This window comes from Haloferax sp. DFSO52, assembly GCF_048158745.1.
Taxonomy (GTDB): domain Archaea; phylum Halobacteriota; class Halobacteria; order Halobacteriales; family Haloferacaceae; genus Haloferax.
The window spans coordinates 1,550,893-1,565,773 of record NZ_JBLOPB010000001.1 but is presented as its reverse complement, the minus strand read 5'-3'; the positions used below and the strand labels follow the sequence as shown (position 1 = coordinate 1,565,773).

General features: G+C 59.8%; 16 protein-coding genes. 7 read left to right on the top strand and 9 right to left on the bottom strand.

Going from position 1 to position 14,881, the window contains the following annotated elements:
- Positions 1–11: 11 nt before the first annotated feature.
- From ACK3SC_RS08180 to ACK3SC_RS08165, 4 genes are all read right to left on the bottom strand, one after another.
- Positions 12–692, bottom strand: a complete 681-nt coding sequence (locus ACK3SC_RS08180; RefSeq protein WP_416839621.1) for an HAD family hydrolase — start codon at positions 690–692, stop codon at positions 12–14.
- A gap of 138 nt (positions 693–830) precedes the next feature.
- Positions 831–959 (bottom strand): hypothetical protein, encoded by a 129-nt coding sequence (locus ACK3SC_RS08175; RefSeq protein ID WP_416839620.1) that lies wholly within the window; start codon positions 957–959, stop codon positions 831–833.
- A 61-nt stretch (positions 960–1,020) separates the two neighbouring features.
- Positions 1,021–2,175 carry an acyl-CoA dehydrogenase family protein gene (locus ACK3SC_RS08170; protein ID WP_416839619.1) on the bottom strand — a complete coding sequence of 385 codons (1,155 nt, stop codon included), beginning with the start codon at positions 2,173–2,175 and terminating at the stop codon, positions 1,021–1,023.
- Between the two features lie 158 nt (positions 2,176–2,333).
- The gene (locus tag ACK3SC_RS08165; RefSeq protein ID WP_416839618.1) at positions 2,334–3,536 is read right to left on the bottom strand and encodes a helix-turn-helix transcriptional regulator; all 1,203 of its coding nucleotides are present in this window, start codon (positions 3,534–3,536) and stop codon (positions 2,334–2,336) included.
- Between the two features lie 209 nt (positions 3,537–3,745).
- Here ACK3SC_RS08165 and ACK3SC_RS08160 point away from each other — a divergent pair, with 209 nt between their 5' ends.
- The 5 genes from ACK3SC_RS08160 (at position 3,746) to ACK3SC_RS08140 (ending at position 8,863) form a co-directional block, all read left to right on the top strand.
- Positions 3,746–5,077, top strand: coding sequence for a hypothetical protein (locus tag ACK3SC_RS08160; protein WP_416839617.1), 1,332 nt, complete (start codon positions 3,746–3,748; stop codon positions 5,075–5,077).
- A gap of 42 nt (positions 5,078–5,119) precedes the next feature.
- On the top strand, positions 5,120–5,899 hold the full coding sequence (locus ACK3SC_RS08155; RefSeq protein ID WP_416839616.1) for a hypothetical protein: 780 nt from the start codon (positions 5,120–5,122) through the stop codon (positions 5,897–5,899).
- Between the two features lie 81 nt (positions 5,900–5,980).
- The gene (locus tag ACK3SC_RS08150) at positions 5,981–6,634 is read left to right on the top strand and encodes an SOUL family heme-binding protein (protein WP_416839615.1); all 654 of its coding nucleotides are present in this window, start codon (positions 5,981–5,983) and stop codon (positions 6,632–6,634) included.
- Between the two features lie 77 nt (positions 6,635–6,711).
- Positions 6,712–8,007 carry an MFS transporter gene (locus tag ACK3SC_RS08145; RefSeq protein WP_416839614.1) on the top strand — a complete coding sequence of 432 codons (1,296 nt, stop codon included), beginning with the start codon at positions 6,712–6,714 and terminating at the stop codon, positions 8,005–8,007.
- Positions 7,991–8,863 carry a polymer-forming cytoskeletal protein gene (locus ACK3SC_RS08140; RefSeq protein WP_416839613.1) on the top strand — a complete coding sequence of 291 codons (873 nt, stop codon included), beginning with the start codon at positions 7,991–7,993 and terminating at the stop codon, positions 8,861–8,863. Before ACK3SC_RS08145 ends, ACK3SC_RS08140 begins: the two co-directional genes overlap by 17 nt.
- A 30-nt stretch (positions 8,864–8,893) precedes the next feature.
- Here the strand turns inward: ACK3SC_RS08140 and ACK3SC_RS08135 are convergent, their stop codons facing one another.
- Together ACK3SC_RS08135 and mvaD are read right to left on the bottom strand one after the other, a co-directional pair.
- On the bottom strand, positions 8,894–10,027 hold the full coding sequence (locus tag ACK3SC_RS08135; RefSeq protein WP_416839612.1) for an NAD(P)/FAD-dependent oxidoreductase: 1,134 nt from the start codon (positions 10,025–10,027) through the stop codon (positions 8,894–8,896).
- 93 nt (positions 10,028–10,120) lie between these two features.
- A complete protein-coding gene (gene mvaD, locus ACK3SC_RS08130; RefSeq protein WP_416839611.1) occupies positions 10,121–11,095 on the bottom strand; it encodes a phosphomevalonate decarboxylase MvaD in 975 nt (324 codons plus the stop codon).
- Positions 11,096–11,492: 397 nt separating this feature from the next.
- On the opposite strand from mvaD, the gene ACK3SC_RS08125 reads away from it, so the two are divergent.
- Positions 11,493–12,011, top strand: coding sequence for an SRPBCC family protein (locus ACK3SC_RS08125; RefSeq protein WP_416839610.1), 519 nt, complete (start codon positions 11,493–11,495; stop codon positions 12,009–12,011).
- On the opposite strand, the gene ACK3SC_RS08120 is transcribed toward ACK3SC_RS08125, so the two are convergent.
- From ACK3SC_RS08120 to ACK3SC_RS08110, 3 genes are all read right to left on the bottom strand, one after another.
- Positions 11,925–12,569 carry a hypothetical protein gene (locus tag ACK3SC_RS08120; protein ID WP_416839609.1) on the bottom strand — a complete coding sequence of 215 codons (645 nt, stop codon included), beginning with the start codon at positions 12,567–12,569 and terminating at the stop codon, positions 11,925–11,927. The two genes, ACK3SC_RS08125 and ACK3SC_RS08120, sit on opposite strands and share 87 nt — an antisense overlap.
- A 39-nt stretch (positions 12,570–12,608) precedes the next feature.
- The gene (locus ACK3SC_RS08115) at positions 12,609–13,190 is read right to left on the bottom strand and encodes a flavin reductase family protein (RefSeq protein ID WP_416839608.1); all 582 of its coding nucleotides are present in this window, start codon (positions 13,188–13,190) and stop codon (positions 12,609–12,611) included.
- 156 nt (positions 13,191–13,346) lie between these two features.
- Positions 13,347–13,778: a DoxX family protein gene (locus ACK3SC_RS08110; protein ID WP_416839607.1), complete on the bottom strand. Its 432-nt coding sequence runs from the start codon at positions 13,776–13,778 to the stop codon at positions 13,347–13,349.
- 389 nt (positions 13,779–14,167) lie between these two features.
- Here ACK3SC_RS08110 and ACK3SC_RS08105 point away from each other — a divergent pair, with 389 nt between their 5' ends.
- Complete coding sequence (locus ACK3SC_RS08105; RefSeq protein WP_416839606.1) at positions 14,168–14,854, top strand: ArsR family transcriptional regulator; 687 nt, start codon at positions 14,168–14,170, stop codon at positions 14,852–14,854.
- Positions 14,855–14,881: the final 27 nt, after the last annotated feature.

Genomic DNA, 14,881 nt, shown 5'->3' with positions numbered 1-14,881 from the left:
GACAACACGATTCACAACCGATCGAGAACGTCGGCGAGTTCGTCGAGCGACGAGAGGACGTACTCTGGTGCGTACTGCGCAGTCTCGAAGTCGTACTCTGGGTCACCCGGACACCACGCCGCGTCGAGACCGGCGCGCTGTGCACCGACAACGTCGAACTCGAGCGAATTTCCGACGTGAATCCCACTGTCAGCGTCGACGCCGAGGCGGGTGAGCGCCCGTTTGAACGGGTCTGGATGCGGTTTCCGATTCGGCATGTCACCCGCGAAGACGAGCACGTCGAACGCGTCCTCGATACCGAGGGCATCGAGTTTGATGCGCTGGCGACGCGCTGGGCCATTGGTGACGAGGCCGACCTGTGCGTGTGTTCGCGCCGTTTTCAGGGCCGCCTTTGCTCCGGGGAGAAACGAGACTGCCGTGTAGTCGACCGTCTCCATGAATCCACGAGCGAGTGCCAGTGTGTCTACGTCTCGGCCGTACTGGGATGCAACACGGTCGAACCCGGACACGAGTTGTGCTTCGGGGTCGTCGGGGTCAGGCGGGCCATCGAGTGCGCTCCAGAGGTCAGATGGCTCTCCGAATGGGTCGATAGCTGTGGCGGCAAATGCCCCCGCGTAGATGTCCTCACCAGTCTGGTCGTTCCTGATGAGCGTCCCGTCGAGGTCGAATAGAATCGCATCGAACGTTGCCACACCTCTAGTAGGGTAGACAGCGGTAAAACGTTCGTCCTGTGTTCTCGGTCCAGCCTGTCGTCACCACACTGGACGAGTCAGCCTCACCACGCCGAACCAGCCTGTCGTCACCACGCCGAACCAGTCAGTTCTCGACTCTCACGGGGTGATGTCACCGTCTACCTCCCGATACTCCCAGACGTGGTCTTTCAGTTCTTCTTCGGTGTCGAAGTGGTCGCCGCACAGGTCACACGTGAACTCAGATGCGTCGCTCTTTCGAGTACTCATGTGAACTAATTGACGCACTTCCAGTATAACAGTACGTCCTCGAACTGCCTGGGGAGGGGCGTTAGAAGCCCTTTCCGAGCAGTTCGCGGGCGATGATTGTCTTTTGAATCTCCGTCGTTCCCTCGTAGATTTGCGTAATCTTCGAGTCACGGTAGAGACGCTCCACGTCGTGGTCGTTGACGAATCCAGCACCGCCGTGAATCTGGACTGCTTCGTCGGCGACGTCGGTGGCGACGTCGGAGGCGAACTCTTTGGCCATCGAGGCGAGCGCGGTCAACTGGCCTTCGTCGTTGTCCACACTCCACGCTGATTTGTAGGTCAGTTGGCGGGCGGCTTCGGTCCTAGTGTGCATCTCAGCGAGTTTGTGCTGGATGGCCTGGAAGTCGCTGATGGAGCGACCGAACTGCTCGCGTTCTTTCGCGTATTCGAGCGCTTGCTCGCTCGCACCTTTGGCGATACCGACCCCCTGCGCGGCGACGGCGGTTCGCGTCTCGTCGAAGAACTGCATGAGCTGGAGGAAGCCCATCCCGCGGGTGCCGACGAGGTTCTCTTCGGGCACGCGAACGTCGTCTAAGATGAGTTCGGCCGTGTCGCTGGCGCGGATACCCATCTTGCCCGTAATCTTGTCTGCTTCGAAGCCGTCTCGGTCGGATTCGACGATAATCTGGGAGAACCCGGAGTATCGGTCCTCGACTTCGGGGTCCGTCTGGCACATGACGACGAAGTAGTCGCCGACGCTCCCGTTGGTAATCCACATCTTGTTTCCATTGAGGACCCACTCGTCACCGTCTTTCTCGGCGCGCGTCTTCACAGAGGTCACGTCGGACCCTGCCTGCGGTTCACTGATGGCCGCACCCATGACGGACTCGCCTTCAACGATTGGCGGGAGGTAGCGCTCTTTCTGTTCTTCGGTCCCGAAGTTGATGATGGCCTCTGCGCCAAATCCGGCACTCGTGATACACAGCCCGATACCGGGGTCGACAGCGAACAGTTCTTCGGTGACGATGGCGTTTTCGAGCGACGAGTAGCCGACCCCACCGTATTCGACCGGGAAGTGAGCGCCGGTCAACCCCATGTCGGCCGCTTTCTGGACGATTTCGTAGGGGTACTTCTCTTCGACGTCGTACTCGCTGGCGACGGGGGCGATCTCGTTCTCTGCGAAGCGGCGAACCTCGTCTCGAATGGCTCGCTGTTCGTCGGAGAGTTTGAAGTCCATGATTGATAGAGACAAACGCGGCCAATAATGTTTGTCACACTCCTAACAACGGAGAACTAGTTAAAACTAAACACAGTTTGTAAGTGTATAGTTCGCTCGGTCTCCTCTACCTCGAAATCGACACTTTACGCGAGAGACGGAATTGTTACAGCGCGAGTTCAAGACTGGGGTTCAGCGTTGTCATCGTCGTCACCACCGTCATCATCCGAGACGAGTTCGATGACGTTCTCACGACCCAATCGAAGTTTTCCAATCGTTCCATCGTCTTCCATCCGAGAGAGGACGCGCGACACTTTCGATTTCGACCAGCCGAGTTCATTCACCACGTCTTTTTGTCGAACTCGGCCACCAGTCTCTCGGAGGAGGTCCTGTACTCGGTCCTCGTCGGTTACGATTGTCCCTGTACTGACTGTCGTGTTCTCGTCATCAGTCTCGGTCTCTTCGTGTGGTTGACCGCTGTCGTCGGGGGTATCTGCTCTCTGTGTCTCGTCCGCCGCTGACAGCTCGGAATCGGTCTTACCTACTCCGTCATCGGACAGTCGGCCGCCGAACGATTCCTCCTTCTCAGGGGTATTGTTCGACTGTTTCCACCATGCTCCAGCGGCTACGAGTGCGACGAGAAACACGGCACCCAGTGGACCAGCGACGGACTCACTCCCCGAGTCGTTCGACGACGGCGTCGTCATCACACTCGGCTCTTCGGTTGGCGTGGGTTCGAAGGACACACGTGGTTCCCCGTCAGCGAACGATTCGGGGCCGTCCCACGTGAGGACGTTCCCGGTTTGCTCGACTGTGCTGGGGGACACAGCGGCGACTCGGTAGCCTGCCGGTGCGACGAGTTCGAGCGAGTCGTTCTCCGCGATGAACAGTCCGCTCTCGAAGACGTCGCCTACGACGAGATATCCGTCTCGTTCGACTGCGAAGTTAGTCCAGCGGAACCGGTAGGTAACGACGCCCCACTGTCGTGGAACCGACTGAAGACTCGTCGAAGCCTCGAACCCTGTCGCGTTCATCTCACGACCAGTTGCGTGACTTGCCGCGTCGACAGTTCCGTTGATACGTTCGGAAAACGGCCCAAGATATGCGGCCGTGTCGTTTTCGAACTGTCGTTGAAACGCCCGAAATTCGGCCTTGTCGTCGCTCGTTCGCAAGCGGGTTCGGATCTGCAACTCCCACGTCGCAGAGGTGTTTTCGTGGAGGCCGATTCGGAGGACAGTCGTATCGACGTCTGGTTGCGTCTGCGCTCGAACTGGCTCTGTGAGTGCCAGACTCCCACCAACGAGGCTCAGAACCAAGATGAGGGCGACCACAAACTGCGCGTACGACTGGGCCATCTCGCTGCGTTCGGGTACTGCCGACACCTAGATAAATGACGTGGACCGTTTCTCGGTTCTGAGAGTTCCGCCCCACAGACCGGTCGGAAGTGCTGACTGTCCGGGAGATTCGATGTATCCACGAAAACCAGCGACTGCAACGGTTTGCAACGGTCTGAAACGGCCCGGAACACGCTGAGAAACACCGCCACGGTTCTCCCGGTTTATGACAGTTCCGTCGAGAGTATCGGGCAACGATGCTACGAAAACTCCTCTCGGTGCTGCTCGTCGGTGCCCTGGTTGTCGGTGTTGTCGCACCGTCTGCCGCGGCAGCGAGTACACCTCACGATACGAGCGTCGAACCCGCCGCGTTCGGAGCGGACGCCGGTTGGTTCGCAGCCAACAACACGACGACGAACACCACGACGAACACCACGTCGAACGAGTCCACGTCGAATACGACGACCAACGACTCGGAGGCGTCGAACGGCACAGTCGCGGTGACGGTCGGTCAGCAACTGACGACGATCGTCTCGCAGACGGACAGCGAAGTCCGGACGGAAGTCGAAGAAAGCGCGTTCGAAGTACGGTTCGAAGCCAGCGGAGACGACGACCGGGCCGAAGCGATAAGCGAGCGTGCAGAAGAACTCGCAGAGCGTGCCGAAGAGATTCGAGAGGAGTACGAAGAAGCGACCGAAGCGTACGAATCCGGAGAGATTAGCCGGTCGACGTTCGCCCAGCGAATTGCGACGCTCAACGCGCGTAGCGAACACCTCCTGGAGTCCATCGACCGCCTCGATGCACGCGCCGGCAACGTTTCTAACACGAGTCTCCAGACTGCTGGATTCAACGAATCCGAACTCGAGACGATAAACGACTCACTGGAATCCGTCACGGGAACCGGTGCGAAAGCCCTGCTCCAGCGGTTTACTGGTCTCAGCGAGGGTGAAATCGAAATCGAATCGGAGGATGGCCTTTCCATCAAAGTCGAGAGCGAAGACGGCGAGGAGTCGCGTGAAATCGAACGCGAGCGCGACGACGACCACAACTTCACCGTCGACCAATCGACCGCACTCGACACGGCCCGTGACGAACTCGGAACACCGTCGGTCGGGTCCTGGTCTCTCGTCGAGAGCGACAAACACACCGACTCGGGATACTACGAGTTCGAGTTCGAACTCACCGGGACGAACTCAACCGGTGACGCAGAAGTGCGCGTCGATGGTTCGTCCGGGACGGTCTTCCGTCTCGAATCCGAGATAGAATCACCAGACGAGGAGGATGACGAAGACGAACGGGACGAAGAAGACGAAGAAGACGAAGAAGACGAAGAGGAGGAAGACGAAGACGAGATAGACGACGAGGAAGAGGATGATGAGAATGAAGAGGACGAAGAGGACGAGACCGACGAGGAGGAGGATGACGAAGACGACGAAGACGAAATAGACGACGAGGAAGAAGATGAGACTGACGACGAGGAGGAAGAAGAAGAGACGGAGGACGAGATCGACGAACCTGACGAAGAAGATGACGACGTCGAAACCGACGAACCTGAAGAAGAAGAAACGGACACACCTGAAAGTGAGTGAACGAACCGAACCGCTCGTCTCCAGCGGACGAGGTGACGGCGAGTGAAAGCAGGCGAACGTCGAACACGGCTTGCCAGCGCGGCAATCACCGCATTGGTCGTCGTTGCTGCACTGACTGGGCCGGTTAGCGCCGAATCAGGTCTCTCCGAGGGGAGCACGCCAACGTCGGTCGATTCGCCACTCGGACAGTCGAAATCGACAATCGGAAACGAGACACCGGCGTTCGTCGTCGCCCTCTCGTCCGATGGGTCTGCTCGCGTCACGCTTCGACTTACGTACAACCTGTCGGAGGAGGCAGACCAAACTGGGTTCGAGCGTCTGGAAGCGAACGCCTCTACGTTTGCTCAGTCGTACGCGAACCGACTCGAACCGCTCGCCGCACGCGCTTCGAACGAGACGGGTCGAGAGATGGTCATCCGCGACCCGACTGCACAGTTCGTCGAGACGGGAACCACCGGTATCGTCGAACTGTCGGCGACGTGGACGAACGTCGCCACACACCGGGACGGACGAGTCGTCCTTGCGGAGCCGTTTAGCAACGGATTCGACCCAGAACGGCCGTTCGTCGTCCGCGCCCCTACCGGGTACGAACTCGAATCCGCCACACCGAATCCCGACGTGAAGACGGAGACGGTGGCGGCGTGGAACACCAGCGAATCGCTCGACGGTCTCTCCGTTGCGTTCGAATCGAGCGACTCGGCGGGCGACCAAATCGCCGACACGACCACGTCATCGACCGAGTTGCCGGTCGGTCCTGCACCGGTCCTCGCACTCTTCGGCATTGTCGGCGCACTCGCCGTACTCGGACGGCGACGAGACTGAACGCCCGGGTTCGGTTCCGACGGCACTGTTTCGGTCTTTCACTGCCGAACTCGTCTTATTGTTCGCTGACGTATCCCGTGCATGAAGCGCCGTACGAAACTCGCCATCGCCGGTGTCGGCATTGCCCTCGCTGCCACGGCGTTGTCTCGGGCGTCACGTTCGACGGAGACAGGGACAGAGAGGGTTCCGTACACAGTCGTCGATGAACTCGACGGTGTCGAGATTCGCCAGTATCCGACGACAGTGACTGTCGAGACGACCGCGCAGAACACCGGCGTGGCGTTTCGGCGACTCTTCGAGTACATCTCGGGTGCGAATCAGTCTCGCCAGACGGTTTCGATGACCGCTCCAGTGGCAACCGAATCGGTCGGCGAGTCGATTCCGATGACTGCACCCGTCGCGACTGACCGCACCGACAACAGGGTACAGATGTCGTTTTTCCTCCCGTCGTCGTACGACTACGACACTGCACCGGGTCCGACCAATCCCGACGTGGAACTCGTCGAACACCCTGCGCAAACGTTGGCAGTCCGGCAGTTTTCGTGGTACGCGACTGGCCGCCGAACCCGACGAGAGACCGATTCGCTCCTTCGAACCCTCGCTGACAACGATGTCTCGGTCGTCGGCGATGCCTTCCTCATGCAGTACGACCCGCCGTCGACCCTGCCGTTCTTCCGGACGAACGAAGTCGCGGTCGAGGTTCAGCGACGAGAACGCGGACTCGACTCGACGTAAGCACCGGTCTGGAGAGGTGCCAAACACGACAGAGCCGAGTCACAAATTTATCAATTGAGCGACCGAACAGCCGAGTGATGAGTATCGTACCCGCCGTCCGACGAGGCGATTGGCACGCCGTCTTTGGGTACGCATTCTTCGTCGCACTTCTCACCGGCGGGTACTACTACAACGTCACGTTCGTCCAACTCGGGTTGTTGGACCTCGGAACGCGCTTGGTCGGAATGTCCGAGACAGCAGTCTCCGGATGGATGGCTACGCTCGCACTCGTGACGCTCGCCACTGCCATCGTCTTCGGCATCACGATGGACCGGCGTGAGTGGTCGTCGTCGTTGGACGCCAAACTCCGGATTCTCTTCGGTGTCGTCGTCGTGCAGGTTCTCTTGACCGCGATGGCACCGTTCGTCCGAACCGTTCCGCAGTTTGGGGCGTGGATTATCCTCGCATCAGTATCGATGGGCGTCGGGTTCCCTGCGACGTTCGCCCTCACCATCGACTTCGTCGCGGTCCGTGACCGCGGAGCAGTCGCGGCGGTGGCGACGGCCTCAACGTACTTCTTGGCAAACGTCTACCCACTCGATTGGACCATCGAATCGTTCAGTCGGGTGGTCGTCGTCGCGATGGTTCCGGGCGTCGTGCTCCTCGGAGTGCTCGTTTTCAGACCACCAGCGTTCCTCGACCGACTCGCACGGCAACACGAACAGTTCGGTGTTGGTCGATTCTGTCGCGATGGCGGGGTTTCGATTCGTGACCGGGCGTTTCTCGTTCCACTCGTCTTGATGTTCGGTGTGTTCTTCATCGACAGTCTGGGCTTCCTCAGAATTCTCGATACACCGTCACTCGTGCTCGCGTCGTGGCAATCGCCCGAATTCTCGATGCACCTGACCTTGGCCGTCGTCCACGTCGTCGGCGCGGTGATGGCCGGAGTCCTCTACACGACGTTCGACCGTCGAGTGCTCTTCCTCGCGACGTTCGGCCTGTTCTCGTTCACGCATCTGTTGTACACGTTCGACATCCGCATCGCGATGTGGTTTCCAACGCTTTCGACAGGTCCGAGTTCGCCGCTGAATCCTGCGTTTTACGCACTCGCCGTCAGTTTCTATACCACGCTCAACTTCGCGCTCTGGCCCGACCTCTCGACGCCAGAGACGATTGGGACGCACTCGGCAATCGGCATCGGTCTGGCAGGGTTCCTCTCGACGTTCCTGAGCACCGCACTCGCGCTCTACTTCCAGAGTACGTCGGTTTCGCTGCTCGATCATCTGAACCTCGTGAACGCGCTCGCACTCTTGTTGTTCGTCGGACTTGCCTGTGGACTGTACATCGGCCGAATGCACGCACTCTGGGAGGGACGGCATGGCAAACCCAATTGAACTGATTCCACTGCTCGTCGTCGTGTTCCTTCTCGTCGGCGTCCAAGGAGGAACAGTCGAATCGATGGAGATTATCACCGACGGCACGCACACAGTGTCTGAGATTCCAGACGTCTACGTCGTCGGCGGGGGCGACGCGACCATCCCCTCGGACGCGTCAGTCTCAGGGTCCGTGTACGTCATCGGCGGCACTGCCACCATCCACGGGACAGTCGACGGCGACGTGACGCAACTCAGTGGCAACCTCACACTCGGGTCGTCTGCTGCCGTCACCGGAGACACGCAGTACTTCGCTGGGTCACTCGATGTCGCCGACGGTGCAACACTCGAATCGTTCACGACTGCCGGGACGCTGGCAGCAGAATCGTCGTCGCCTGTGAGAGGGCCAGTGTTCGTGGTTCTCCAGACACTCTTCCTCGCTTCCCTCGCGGCGCTTCTCGTTCGCCGCTTCGAGTTCGCGTTCGAAACGGTTGGAGAGGCGGTCACCAGCCATCCGGTGGTGAGCGGTGTCGTTGGACTCCTCGTCACCGCGACGACGTTGGCACTCGTCGTGTTCATGGCGATGACGATTATCCTCATCCCGGTCAGTCTCCTCGGAATTGGCGTGGGCGCGCTGACGTTCGCCTACGGCTATCTCGTCTACGGCTATCTCGTCGGGCGACGATTGCCAATCGACCGTCCCGATGTCGCCTCGGCGGTGGGCGTGGTCATCTTCGCCATCGCGCTCGAACTCGTCGGTGTGCTCCCACTCGTCGGGAGTGTCATCCAACTCGGCCTCCTCGTCGTGAGTCTCGGTGCGGTGCTCGTGACGTACTTCGGCCTTCGCCCGTTCGAACCAGTGTCGTTGCCGACGTGAAAAAGCGTCTGGAGATGGCGACAGGCGTCGTCAGCTGTTCAGCTCTTCTTCGACGAGCGTCACTGCTCGTGAGACGGCCCCGACTGACGTGAGGTGGCCAGCGCCGACTGTTGCTTTCATCGCTTTTGCGGCGCTCCCACGGAAGATGCTCGGGCCGACCTGTGCGACGGCCCCGTTTCCGACCGAGACGATCCATCCCGGAACTTCGAACCGATATGGTTTCGGACGCGGCGGGAAGTCGCCGGGGTCGCCAGTCTGTTCGTAGACGACCTGTGCGGCGATGTTGTGTGCGACGACCGGTGCCTCGCGGAGCGCGGCAGACGCACTATCTGGGACGGGTGCTCCGTCGGCGTCGACGGCCTGCGCAGCGTCGCCAAGAACGAACGTTCGCTCGTCGAGTCGCAGGTCTGCTCTGACGTTCGGGCGTTCGTCTGCCATCGCGTCGCTTCCGGTGATGCCACCGGTCCAGACGAGTAGGTCGTAGTCGATATCACCGGTGTCCGTCTCGACACTCGTTTCGGTGACCGACTCGACTGTCGTCTCGGTTCGAACGTCGACACCGCAGTCGAGTAACTCGTCTCGGACTGCTCGCTGGAAGTGTTCGGCGAACGTCGGGGCGACAGTCTCCATCTGCTCGACGAGGACGATGTCGGTGTGCGCACCCTCTTCGTCGCGGAGTGCGGCGAGTTCGCCGGCGACCTGAATCCCCGAGAGGCCGGCCCCACCGACGACGACAGACCCACCGTCGGTGCAGTCTGCGAAGAATCGCTCCCGGATGGCTGTGGCGTCCTCGAGACGTTTGAGCGGAATCGAATGGGCTTCCAGCCCGGGGATATCGTAGTAGTCAGTCTCGGCACCGATGCAGACCGCACAGTAATCGTATTCGAGGGTCGTCCCCTCCGCGAGGTGGACACGGTGAGCCTCCGTATCGACGTTCGTCACCCGGTCGACGATAATCTCGGCGCGGGTCAACGCCTCGTCGAGCGGGACCTGAATGGGGTCTGCGACAGATGGTCGCCGAATCACGCGGTGGACTTCGTGCTGGACGAGGTGGTACGGTGAGTCGTTCACCACGGTCAGGTCGGCGTCGGCGGGGAGGCGGCGTTCGAGTTCACGGGCGAGTGTGAGGCCCGCGTACCCGGCACCGAGTACCAGGACACGCATATCTCTCATGTCGGGCGCGAGAGAAATGAGGGTGACGGCGTCGGAAAGACGAGACACCACAGTTCGGTGCCGACGCGCGTGTGTACTCGTCGGTTAGAACAGCGCTTCAGACTCGTCGAGAACCTCGGCTGGGCCGCCGACGGTCCAGACGTCGGTTTCGACGTTGCAGTCGGCGACGACTGCTTCGACACGGTCGACGTGTTCGGCCGTCGTGTTGACGTAGACGCTCGCACCGGTGTCCGTCGAGAAGTAGACTGGGATGTCTTCTTCTTTGCGGAGTTTGCGGACAGCGTTGAAGACGGCGATGGTGCGCGGTTGCCAGTAGACCCAGCCGGCCGGCCCAGTCATTGTGGTGGCCGCAAGCGACAGCGAATCGTGTTCGGCGAGTTCGAAGGCAGCGTCGAAGTCAGCGTCGTACAGTGCATCACGCATGTCGTCGATCTGGGCGTGGATGTGTGCCATCCGCGCCTGGAACATGTGGCTGTCCTCGGCCTCGGCGTGCGCCTGTTCGGTCTCTTTGTACGCCGGAACGTGTGCAGCAACGATTCGCAGGTCGTCTTCGAGGTCGGTCTCGATGCGCTGCGAGCGGCAGTCGGTGTCGTTCATCCCCGAGTAGAGAATCGAGACAGCACCCGTGACGGCGCGGGCGGCGGAGGCCGACCCGAGGCGGGCAACGGTCGAGATTTCGGGGTGTGTCAGGTCCAGGCCGGCCGCTTCGGAGAGTGCCGTCGCCGCGGCGGCGAACCCTGACGCTGACGACCCGAATCCGATGTTCGACGGGAAGGAGTTCACACTCTCCAATCGAACCCGGTGGTCGAAGCCGGCGAGTTCACGAACCTTGTCGACGACGGCCTGGATGCGCTCTGCGCCGCGTCCGTCGACTTCCTCGCCGCCGATGACGTACACGTCCTCGTCGGCGTCGGGGAGGAATTCGACCGTCGTCTTCGTGTGACTCGGTGCAGTGCAGACGCTGATGCTGTCGTGGTACGGCATCCTGCGTTCCGTGTCTCGCATCCCGTGGTACTTCACGAGGCCCTGAATCGGGTGGGCTTTGGCGGTGGCCTTCATGTTCGAAAGGCCGTCAGACTGGGGGTTAAACGTCCCGATAGGTATCGGGCACGACCGACTGAGGTCTCAACGTGGGTCGTCGGCCAGCATTCGTCCGAACAGGGACAGAAACAGTGAAAAACGGTGGCAGATAGACCGAAAGACGGGTTGCCCCAACCGGGGCGGTGACGTTCGAAGGACGTGCCAATCAGTGATTATTCTTCGTCTGCCTCCAGCTCGTTTCCTCGTTCCCAGACGTTCGTCACACTCTCTCCCATCGGGGGTGTGTGGCTGATATCTCGCATTGTCGGTTTCAATCGAGTTGCTTTCTGCTTCATTTGCCTTGCTACTCCCTACCACGGTCCGACTAAAAGGCTTTCGCCAATATTATATTACGACTTATTAGCATACTAGGTTCATGAAACACATTGGCCGAGCGACACGAACGCGTGTCGAGCAGACGCCCGATGGCAGGCGACTCGTCGTCTCTCGCGCCATTTCAGTCCCGACGCACGTCGCCTGGGACGTGCTGGTATCCATCGACGACTGGCCCGTGTGGGGGCCGAGTGTCTCGGCCGTCCGCGGCATCGATGGTCGCATCGAAGCGGGGAGTCAGGGCGACGTTCGCGTCGCGGGAGTGTGGGTTCCCTTTACTGTCGAGACGTGTGCCGACCACCGATGGACGTGGCGCGTCGCTGGAATTCCCGCGACCGGTCACCGCGTCACGGCGACCGGTGTCGACCAATGTTCGGTCGCGTTCGAGATTCCGCTCGTTGCCAGTCCCTACGCGGTGGTCTGTGCGGCGGCACTCCGCAGAATCGAACGACTCGCGACGAGCGAACGACCTCACTCAAAACGGGCCGAACAGCACGAACCCGGCGGCGAGAACGACGAGGATAACGAGAATGGCGACGAGGCCAAAGCCGCCAGACGATGACTCCTGTGTGGCCGACGCTGTCGCCGATCCTTCGGCGTCGACCTCGTCGAGCACGTCTTCGAACGTGGGTTGATGAGGTTCGTGGTACTCGTCGATGACTGCCTCGGTGAGGCCGGCCGACTCGATTTTCGCTTCGAGGTCGGCGACCGTCTCCAGTGTGATGGGAACGTCGACTTCGGCTGGGTCGACGAGTAGCCGTGGGTCTGCCTCGTCTTCTTCGGGCTCCTCGAGTTGGTCTTCGGTTGCAAACGCCATCGCCACCGTCTCTGCGGCCTGGTCTTCGTCACCGGTCGTCAGCAGCGTCCCGGTGACTCCCTGTGACTCACAGCGCTCAGCGAAGACGTCGACAGTTCGCTCGTCGAACTCGGCTTCGACGTCGACCCAGACGACCTCGGACGGCTGGTCTTCGCCCTGTTCGGCGACGAACAGGAAGGTTCGCCCGTCTCGCTCGCTCCGTTTCGTTCGGCCGCCCTGTTCGGCATGAGCCGTGCGGAAAACAGTCGCAACCTCGGCAGCATCGAGAAACGAAAGCACGCTCGACAACGACACGTCGCTCATTGGTTGAACAGACAGAACACCTCGAAATAAATCTTCGCGCTACTCGGGACGAATCAGTTCGAACCGGTCGTCGGTTCTCGTATACTCGCTTCCGGCGAGACGCCCGATTGCGTCGAGTTTTGTGGTGTCGAGTTTGCCGTCGGTCAACACGTCGTCGTCGACGTGGGCGTAGACGACTTCTCCGAGGACGAGTGTCGACGAGCCGACTTCCATGCTGTCGTAGAGTGTACACTCGAACGCGACTTTCGCGTCGGCAACACGTGGTGCATCGACGCGGATGGCTTCTGTCTTCTCGATGCCTGCGTGGTCGAACTCATCTACGTCTGGCGGGACCGTCGCTGCCGTTTGATTCATCGCTTCGACGACGTTCTCCGTGACCACGTTGACGACGAACTCGCCGTGTTCTATCGCGTTTCTGGGTGTGTCTTTCAGCGACGGGCCGTGTCCGACTGGTGCGAAGACGAGTATCGGCGGGTCGATACTGGCGACGGTGAAGAAACTGTACGGGGCGAGGTTGTCGGCAACCTCGCCTCGGGAACTCACCCACGCGATTGGCCGCGGAATCACTGCACCCGAGAGCAGTCGGTACGCCGACCCGAACGCAGTCGGTTCACCATCCATCAGTGCGTCTCCCAGATGGTGACTGGGTGGCAGTGTTCGTTCGTCGTCGCCTGGCGTCGGTCGAGAGGTGTCTGCTCAGTCATGACCTAACTGGGTGCGTGAGAGTGGATTAATCTGTGGTCGGGTTCGAGTCGAGTTCTCCCGTGGAGTTTACGGTTAGAACAGTGACACTCCGACGGCGTACGGCCACGAGACGGAACTGAGTGCGAGGAAGACGAGTGCCCCGCCGAACATGACCGTGTTCTTGAGGAAGTTCGTCATCTCGGACTGCTGTTGGTCTTCGGGGACGGCCCAGAAGTCGTGGAACAGTGGCGTTCCGACGAGGAGGAACACCGCGATCGCACCAGCGGCGAGCGCCGGGAACACACCCGCGGCGATACCGAGTCCACCGAAGACGAGCATCCCACCGGAGAAGACGACACCGAAGCGCGGTGCTGGCAGTCCTTTCATCTCGGCGTATCCGGTCATCTGGTCGACGTTCATGAAGTGATTGAGTCCCATGAACGCGACGACTGCACCGAAGAGGACACGAGCGACGAGGAACGCGATATCCGATCCTGGGGCAGCGAACTGGAGAGAGACGGTCATCTCGATCCCTCCATCACAGCCTTCGTCTCTGCGTTCGTCACGTTCGATTCATTCTCGGTGGGTTCTCCGTTCATTACGATTGGGTGTACGAGACCGAACGGAAATATATGTTTGCTGACATTCATGTTACCGGGTGGCAGCGAAGGTACTCGGTTACGTCAGTACCACCATTATGAAAGAATGATTACTGTATTGGGTCAGTAGGTGTGTAATACTTGAAGAGACCACTCCATCCAGACTGAACAAAAGATTTTCTCGATATCTGAAATTATGGTATAGAGGTGGTAAAACATCATGTTGCCGCGAAAGATATACCCCGTTGGAGATTGATATACAACTGGGACGTGTCAGCAATGATGAAAAAAAAAACTCTGTTGGAACTGTGAGCCATGACTGATACATGGGACTCAGCAGGCTACATAGCGAGCTCTCGGTATCGACTCACTGTGTGTGAATATCTGTCAGCTAACGGTTCCGGTCTCCCGTCACGTATCGCCGTCGAAACGGACCTCGCGCAACCCCACGTATCCCGGGCTCTCTCTGAGTTACGGGAACAAGGTATCGTCGAACTGTTGGTCCCCGATTCACAACAGAAAGGTCGATTGTACGGTCTGACCGACCTCGGCGAACTCGCCTACGAACGAGTTGCGTTAGACCAGCGTGTCGAACTTTCCGTCGTCGATGCGAGCGACTTCCCGGCAAACGATTTACTCGAAGAACTCGAAGCCGTGCACGGTGATTCGCTCCGCGCCATCGCGTGGTGTGAACCTGGCGAAGCGTGGGTTCATTTCTTCTCGCCGACTCTCGAAGGAGAGTACGACGAAGACACACTGAAGACCGTCGTCTCGACGCTCGCGAACCATGAGTCGATGTCCGAATCACTCGACGAATTGCCAGCAGGTGGTCCCGAATACATCGTCATCGGCCTGGAGAAAGCGCTCGTCGTTCGCATTCCACTTGACGACAGCGTAAACCTCCTCGTCTCTGTCGACAAATCGTTCGGAACGAAACTCGATGCCCTCACGAAGACGTGTTTACAGGCGACTGACCTACAGGTCCTCGACGCCGACGACTAATTCTTTGGGCATCTACCCGTAGGAGTA

Bases quoted from the DNA above. Each gene is read 5' to 3' on its own strand.
- ACK3SC_RS08175 (WP_416839620.1), bottom strand. From the start codon at position 959: ATGAGTACTCGAAAGAGCGACGCATCTGAGTTCACGTGTGACCTGTGC.
- ACK3SC_RS08140 (WP_416839613.1), top strand. From the start codon at position 7,991: ATGGCAAACCCAATTGAACTGATTCCACTGCTCGTCGTCGTGTTCCTT.
- ACK3SC_RS08170 (WP_416839619.1), bottom strand. From the start codon at position 2,175: ATGGACTTCAAACTCTCCGACGAACAGCGAGCCATTCGAGACGAGGTT.
- ACK3SC_RS08120 (WP_416839609.1), bottom strand. From the start codon at position 12,569: ATGAGCGACGTGTCGTTGTCGAGCGTGCTTTCGTTTCTCGATGCTGCC.
- ACK3SC_RS08145 (WP_416839614.1), top strand. From the start codon at position 6,712: ATGAGTATCGTACCCGCCGTCCGACGAGGCGATTGGCACGCCGTCTTT.
- ACK3SC_RS08150 (WP_416839615.1), top strand. From the start codon at position 5,981: ATGAAGCGCCGTACGAAACTCGCCATCGCCGGTGTCGGCATTGCCCTC.
- ACK3SC_RS08125 (WP_416839610.1), top strand. From the start codon at position 11,493: ATGAAACACATTGGCCGAGCGACACGAACGCGTGTCGAGCAGACGCCC.
- ACK3SC_RS08105 (WP_416839606.1), top strand. From the start codon at position 14,168: ATGACTGATACATGGGACTCAGCAGGCTACATAGCGAGCTCTCGGTAT.
- ACK3SC_RS08110 (WP_416839607.1), bottom strand. From the start codon at position 13,778: ATGACCGTCTCTCTCCAGTTCGCTGCCCCAGGATCGGATATCGCGTTC.
- ACK3SC_RS08135 (WP_416839612.1), bottom strand. From the start codon at position 10,027: ATGCGTGTCCTGGTACTCGGTGCCGGGTACGCGGGCCTCACACTCGCC.
- ACK3SC_RS08160 (WP_416839617.1), top strand. From the start codon at position 3,746: ATGCTACGAAAACTCCTCTCGGTGCTGCTCGTCGGTGCCCTGGTTGTC.
- mvaD (WP_416839611.1), bottom strand. From the start codon at position 11,095: ATGAAGGCCACCGCCAAAGCCCACCCGATTCAGGGCCTCGTGAAGTAC.
- ACK3SC_RS08115 (WP_416839608.1), bottom strand. From the start codon at position 13,190: ATGGATGGTGAACCGACTGCGTTCGGGTCGGCGTACCGACTGCTCTCG.